This is a genomic window from Paenibacillus agaridevorans, from assembly GCF_003112455.1.
GTDB lineage: Bacteria > Bacillota > Bacilli > Paenibacillales > Paenibacillaceae > Pristimantibacillus > Pristimantibacillus agaridevorans.
On the sequence record NZ_BDQX01000281.1, the window covers coordinates 136,243 to 142,706 of the forward strand.

General features: G+C 53.3%; 8 protein-coding genes. 7 read left to right on the forward strand and 1 reads right to left on the reverse strand.

What is annotated here, in order from left to right; translation table 11 throughout:
• Positions 1 to 32 precede the first annotated feature (32 nt).
• The 5 genes from PAT3040_RS22775 to PAT3040_RS22795 all read left to right on the forward strand — a co-directional run bounded on the left by PAT3040_RS22775 (position 33) and on the right by PAT3040_RS22795 (position 3,873).
• Positions 33 to 1,709 (forward strand): ATP-binding protein, encoded by a 1,677-nt coding sequence (locus PAT3040_RS22775; protein ID WP_108994514.1) that lies wholly within the window; start codon positions 33 to 35, stop codon positions 1,707 to 1,709.
• A gap of 149 nt (positions 1,710 to 1,858) precedes the next feature.
• Positions 1,859 to 2,296, forward strand: a complete 438-nt coding sequence (locus tag PAT3040_RS22780) for a BrxA/BrxB family bacilliredoxin (RefSeq protein WP_087566114.1) — start codon at positions 1,859 to 1,861, stop codon at positions 2,294 to 2,296.
• Positions 2,297 to 2,306: 10 nt separating this feature from the next.
• Positions 2,307 to 3,116 (forward strand): NAD(+) synthase, encoded by an 810-nt coding sequence (gene nadE / locus PAT3040_RS22785; RefSeq protein ID WP_108994515.1) that lies wholly within the window; start codon positions 2,307 to 2,309, stop codon positions 3,114 to 3,116.
• Positions 3,117 to 3,142: 26 nt separating this feature from the next.
• A complete protein-coding gene (gene acpS / locus PAT3040_RS22790) occupies positions 3,143 to 3,541 on the forward strand; it encodes a holo-ACP synthase (protein WP_087566116.1) in 399 nt (132 codons plus the stop codon).
• A 62-nt stretch (positions 3,542 to 3,603) separates the two neighbouring features.
• Positions 3,604 to 3,873: a hypothetical protein gene (locus tag PAT3040_RS22795; protein WP_143810216.1), complete on the forward strand. Its 270-nt coding sequence runs from the start codon at positions 3,604 to 3,606 to the stop codon at positions 3,871 to 3,873.
• Between the two features lie 91 nt (positions 3,874 to 3,964).
• Here the strand turns inward: PAT3040_RS22795 and PAT3040_RS22800 are convergent, their stop codons facing one another.
• The gene (locus PAT3040_RS22800) at positions 3,965 to 4,327 is read right to left on the reverse strand and encodes a c-type cytochrome (RefSeq protein WP_181376780.1); all 363 of its coding nucleotides are present in this window, start codon (positions 4,325 to 4,327) and stop codon (positions 3,965 to 3,967) included.
• 138 nt (positions 4,328 to 4,465) lie between these two features.
• Here PAT3040_RS22800 and mutY point away from each other — a divergent pair, with 138 nt between their 5' ends.
• Positions 4,466 to 5,704, forward strand: coding sequence for an A/G-specific adenine glycosylase (gene mutY / locus PAT3040_RS22805; RefSeq protein ID WP_108994517.1), 1,239 nt, complete (start codon positions 4,466 to 4,468; stop codon positions 5,702 to 5,704).
• Between the two features lie 25 nt (positions 5,705 to 5,729).
• Entirely contained in the window at positions 5,730 to 6,383 is a 654-nt protein-coding gene (locus tag PAT3040_RS22810) for a bifunctional 4-hydroxy-2-oxoglutarate aldolase/2-dehydro-3-deoxy-phosphogluconate aldolase (RefSeq protein ID WP_258235112.1), read from the forward strand.
• Positions 6,384 to 6,464: the final 81 nt, after the last annotated feature.

The window sequence follows — 6,464 nt, forward strand, 5'->3', positions numbered from 1 at the left end:
TTATACGTCGTCGATAAGGAGGCCTGTCATCTTTGCTGAAGGACTTATTGCTGCAATTCTTCTTATCGGTCCTTCCTATCTTCGCGTTTCTGCTCTGGCACGACAAAGAGCGGGGCTGGAAGGGCTTTAAGCCGTTCATCGCGATTGCAAGCGGCGTAGCCATGGTAATGTGCGCGCTTACAACTTCGCTTGTTTTTGACTTTGACGTCGATTATCGCACGGTTCCGTTTCTGGTGGGATCTCTGTACGGAGGCTACAGAGCATTCGGGGCGCTTTTTGTCCTCTACGTGCTGCTGAGGCTGCCGACACTGGACAATAATTTCGAAATCGTCGGATTTATCGTCTCGCTGATTGTATTTTCCATCATGCTGCTTACGATCATACGGAAATTTGAAAATGCCTCCAGCGTTAGCAAGGAACGAATCGGCCTCGTCATGGTAATAATCGTGGCGCTGGTTCGTATCGTGCTGACCAAATATTATTCGGACGCGTATCAGATGGAATGGACCTTGTTGGCAGGCTTCGAAGTAGCATTGTCGATAATAGGTCTGCTGCTTGCTTTTTGGCTGTCGATCTATATGATCGAGAGCATCAAGGAGAAGCAGCAGCTCTACGACGAAGTGGGTCAGCTGTCCGTCAACTACGGCAACGAGGTGCAGAAGCTGCAGCAATTTATCGATAACGCGCCTCTGGCTGTACTCATCGTGGACGGAAACGGCTTTATAACCCATGCCAATGAGGAATCGATCAAGCTGCTTGGCTTCAAGGAGGGATACCGAGACGTTGCTAGGCTCAAAAATACGCCGTTCCCGGAAACCTTCGATCCGCAGCGAATGAAAGAAAGCGCCGATCTGCTGCATAAGGCGCTGGATGGCATGGATACGCCCACTTTGTCGATCGACGACGAGGGTTGGACGCTTATTCTGACAACCGTTACGCTAAGGGAGATCGAAGACAATCGGATTACGGGAGCAGCGCTAATTGCCAGCGATATTACGGAGCTTAGACAACTGCGCGACGAACGGGGCAGGATGGAGCGCCTCAGCCTGGTTGGCCAGATGGCAGCCAGCATTACGCATGAAATCCGCAATCCGATGGCGGTTATTCGCGGCTTCGTTCAGTTGATTCAAGAGCGCAGCCCCCAGAGTCAATTCGAATATTTCCGAATTATTATGGAGGAGCTTGATCGCGCTAATCTCATTATCAGCGACTTTCTATCGCTTGCGCAAAACCGGGAGCTCAAGATGGAGAGGGCGAATCTGCATCACACTATCAACGATCTAGTCCCGCTGATTAGCGCCGATGCCAATCTTCGCGGTCAGACGCTGGAGATTGTTTTATGCGAAGATATGCCCGATATGCTGCTTAATGACCGAGAAATGAAGCAACTGCTGCTTAATCTTGCACGCAACGGGATGGAGGCGATGGGAGACAAAGGCGTTTTGCGCATACATACGGCCTGGACGGCCGAGGAGGTCAGTATTCAAATTGCTGACGAAGGGGTCGGTATTCCCCAGGACAAGCTTGACCATCTGTTTGAGCCCTTTTATACGACCAAGACGCGCGGAACCGGTTTAGGCTTGCCTTTATGCCTCAGCATTGCAGAACGGCATAACGGCCGCATTGAGATACATACCCGGGAAGGAGAAGGAACGACGTTTGTCGTCTCCTTTGACATAAGGGAAGGCTCAGGCGGACATGCTAATTAGCTTATCGGTCCTAACCGGCCCCCCATTTAGAATAGTCTCAGCCGTTCATCATGAAGCTGGCAACCGGAGCAAGTGCTCCGGTTGCTTTATTTTCGTAAGGAGCGTTATAATAGTAGCAAAAATCACCACAATATAAAGGAGTGTTCATTATGTCTATGTCATTCGAAAGATACATGCTGGATATGGTTCAACCGATGCGGGACGACTTAACGAAATTGGGTATCAAGGAGCTTCGCACGCCCGAAGAGGTCGAAGAGAACGTTCCGGGCGCAAGCGGTACGGCGCTGATCGTCATTAACTCCGTATGCGGCTGTGCGGCGGGACAATGCCGTCCTGGCGTGGCTGATGCGCTGAATCATGAAGTGACGCCGGATCATCTGTTCACGGTATTCGCCGGTCAGGACAAGGAAGCGACGGCTAAAGCCCGCGAATATTTTGCGCCGTATCCGCCATCCTCGCCTTCCATCGCCTTGATGAAAGACGGAGAACTGGTGCACTTTATCGAACGTCACCAAATTGAGAATCGTTCCGCTGCGGATATCGCGGCAGATCTGACGGATGCCTTCGACAAATACTGCACGAAATAGGAGCTAAATGATGAGCCTACAACAACAAATCATCGAACGACTCGGCGTTAAGCCGACTATTGATCCAGCAGCCGAAGTGCGTAAGCGCGTCGACTTCCTGAAGCAATACGTGATGAATTCCGGCACGTCCGGACTGCTGATCGCGATTAGCGGCGGCCTCGATAGCGCTGTCGCTGCGGGATTGTGCAAGATCGCGACGGACGAATTGAGCGAAGAGTCGGGCAAGGAATATTTGACGTTAGGCGTCTTTCAGCCTTACGGAGACCAATCCGACATTTCGGACAGCTATGCCGTAGCGGCTGCATTTGATCTTCGTTATAAGGCCGAGACCAATATCGAAGAAGCCGTAGACGAGATTGCCCTGGAGGTCGAGCACAGCTTCAAGCAGCTAGGCATTCCGCGCCATATTAGCCGGGGCGGCAAAGGCAACGTGAAAGCGAGAACTCGAATGGTCATGCAGTACGCCCTCGCATTCGATCTGAATTTGTTGGTCGTGGGCACCGATCACGCTTCCGAAGCCATTACGGGCTTCTATACGAAGTGGGGCGATGGCGCGGTCGACATTACTCCGCTCAGCTCGCTCAACAAGCGTCAGGTTCGCCAGATCGCCGCTCATATCGGCGTACCGAAAAGCGTGCTGGACAAAGCGCCTACCGCCGGTCTATGGGACGGTCAGACGGATGAAGGCGAGCTTGGTATTTTATACGAAGACAACAGCGCGTATCTCGAAGGCAAGCAAATCTCCCAGGAAGTCCGGGAGAAGCTGGAAAAGCAATATTTGAAGACGGAGCACAAGAGGTCCGGAATTCCGGGTATTTAAGTGCACATACATTCGGGGGTGTTGCCTTGATTATTGGAATCGGACACGACCTGACGGATGTGCTGCGCGTCGAATCGCTGCTGGACGGTGAACGTGGCGAACGATTTCTAAAGCGCGTGTTGACGGATGGCGAGCGAGAGCTGGCGAAGTCATACGCAGGGGCCCGGCTGCATCAATTCACGGCGGGCAGATTCGCGGCGAAGGAAGCCATCTCCAAAGCATTCGGCTGCGGAATCGGCGAACTCCTTGGCTTCCATGACATTGATATTTACCGAAATGAGGACGGCAAGCCGATTTGCGGATTGTCGGAGGAAGCCTGGACAAGGCTTGGACTTAATCCCGAATATATTGAGATTCACGTCACGATTACGCATGAGCGTGCCATTGCTTCGGCATTTGTCGTGGTGGAGAGGATAAAGCGGTAACCTTCCGCCCATACTTGGAATGTAATGTTACAAGTATGATGCGGAAGGAGTTGCTTATGCTTATGACTAACGGTCAGAAGATCGGCAACCATGGTCCCGAGCCGAAACGCAGATATAAATCCGGACAAAGGGTTCAGTTCGAAGGCATATACCATGATGAGTGGGGCGGTTCATTGCTGCTGCTGCCGGGCGATGTGTTCCCGCTGCATCCGCATATGGGACATACTTGCTGGACCTACAAAAGGACATATGCACCGTCCGCTCGTTTAGAGAAAGCTTCGAATCGAAGCGGTCGGCATACCGCTGCGCGAAGAGCCGGTTTCCTGGACTAAGGGAGGCCGGCTTTTTTGTGTTTTGAGAAATTTATGTAACCCTCACGTAGTCTGCACGCTTACGGATTTGGCGAGGCCGGTTGCCAACCTATTACTGTTTCCCGACCAGCCATCCGGCGAGCCCCTCGATCTCTTCCTCGGATAACTGCTTGCCGAATGCAGGCATCATGCCGTCTTCGCTCCCGTCCCTGATTCGCGAAGCAATATCAGCAGCGGCGAGTCTTGCTCCTATTTGCTGCAAATTCGTCTTCTCGCCTACACGTCCCTGCAGCTCGCTCCCATGACAAGAAAGACAGCGAGATTGGAACAGCGCCGCCGTCTCGGGCGGGGCGTCGCTTAATGCTTTGCTTGTCTTCGAGCCCTGCATCGGGCCGCCGCAACCGGCTAATATAGCAAGCAGCAATACGCATGACGACACTGCAATGATTTGTTTTTTTCCAAGACCGGATTTCATCTCGGCCCCTCCTTCGACATCTAGCATATTGGAAAAGTGGACTTTTCGGCCAACCTCTAATAGAGTATAGTCAAAGACGAATGGATGAAACAACCCCTGCGTATAACAGACGGGGCATTAGGAAGGAACGGCACAGCTATGACTCAAACCGAATTAGAGGATGCAAAAACATATTTCAGCACAGAACTGCTAGCCTGGTACAGGCTTCAGAAGCGAGACTTGCCTTGGAGACAGAATCAGGATCCCTACCGGGTATGGGTGTCCGAAATTATGCTTCAGCAGACAAGGGTAGATACCGTCATCCCTTATTATCAGGCATTCATGGCCCAATTCCCAAGCGTGCAGGCTCTTGCCGAGGCGCCGGAAGAAGAAGTGCTCAAGCGCTGGGAGGGGCTCGGTTATTATTCGCGCGCCCGCAACTTGCAAGCTGGCGCGAAGATGGTGATGGAGCAGTACGGCGGCGTTATTCCGGACAGCCATGAAGCCGTATCCGGCTTGAGAGGCGTTGGCCCGTATACGAGCGGGGCCATCATGAGCATCGCGTTCAACCGTCCGTATCCGGCGGTCGACGGCAACGTAATGCGCGTCTTGTCCAGATACTTCTGTCTGGAGGACGATATCGCCAAGCCGGCTACGCGAGTCGGAATTGAAAAGCTTGCGGTCACTCTCATACCAGAAGGTGCCGCAGGTGATTTCAACCAGGCGCTAATGGAGCTTGGCGCGTTAGTCTGTACGCCGAAGTCGCCAGGCTGTCTGACCTGCCCGGTTATGGAGCATTGCGCGGGCCGGATTGCGGGGAAGGAGACGGTGCTGCCGATCAAGACGAAAGCAAAGCCTCCACGCGACGAATACCGGGTCGTTGCGATCGTGGAGCAAGACGGCAAGGTGCTCGTAAGGCAACGTCCCCGCACGGGGCTGCTGGCCCAGATGTGGGAACTCCCGCATGTGCTGCTGCCAGACACGGCTAAGGCGATGTTCGCCGCTGATGCACCGAAGAAGCAGCCTTACATGGCGGAGGCGCTGGTACGGGAGACGGAAGAGGCTTCCGGATTGTTCATTCGTCCGCAAGAATGGGTAATGGATGCCGAGCATGTGTTCAGTCATATTCATTGGCGGCTGAGGGTGTTCGGAGCAGATATGGGGCTGATCGGATTCCCTGGTTCAGTGGATAGCCGCGGAGGCGGCGGAGATATTGCGGCTGAGTCCTTATCCGCCTATACAACATCGACAGCGACGAGTACTATGACGGAGAGCGTGGAGCCAACGTTCGCTGGTCAGGATGGCATGACATACCGATGGATCGATAAGGCCGATATGGAAAAGCTGCCGTTCCCGAATGTGTTCATTCGCATTCTTGGACAATATTGGGGAGTTTAAAGGATTACAACGAATGGGGGAATGAATGATGGGAGATGCAACATCAATAAACGAGATGCTGGAGAAGCTGCTGGAGCACAAGATTGTAGCTATTTTGCGCGGAATTGAGGACGACACGGCCGATGGAGCTGCTGAGGCGCTTATAGAGGGCGGAATACAGCTAATGGAAGTTACGATGAATACCGCCGGAGCAACGACCATTATCGAGCGCTGGCGCACGAAATATGGAAATGCCGCATCCATCGGAGCGGGAACCGTTCTGGATGTCGACTATGCAAAGCGTGCAATCGATGCGGGGGCGCAATTTCTCATCTCGCCAAACCTTGACGAAGAGGTGATTGCCTACGGTCAAGAACGCGGAGTCGCGGTTTGGCCGGGAGTTATGACCCCGACGGAGATCGTAAGGGCGCTGAAGGCCGGAGCTGGCGCAGTCAAGCTGTTTCCAATGGGCACGCTGGGCATTGGTTATCTAAAGGAGATCAGAGGCCCGTTAGACACCGTTCCGATTATGGCAACGGGCGGCGTGGACTTGAGCAACATTAGAGATTATTTCGCGGCGGGAGCGAATGCGGTCGGGATGGGCGGCAAGCTGATCTCGCTGGATTGGGTGAAGGAAGGCAAATTGGATCTCGTGACGGAGCGGGCTCGTCATTTCACCGAGGCTGTACGGGACTTATGAATACTGCCGCCACTTACCAAAGCCATGGCTTGCGAATCTCGATCAATTGAACCCTTCCGAGTATGAAATGGTCATACAAGC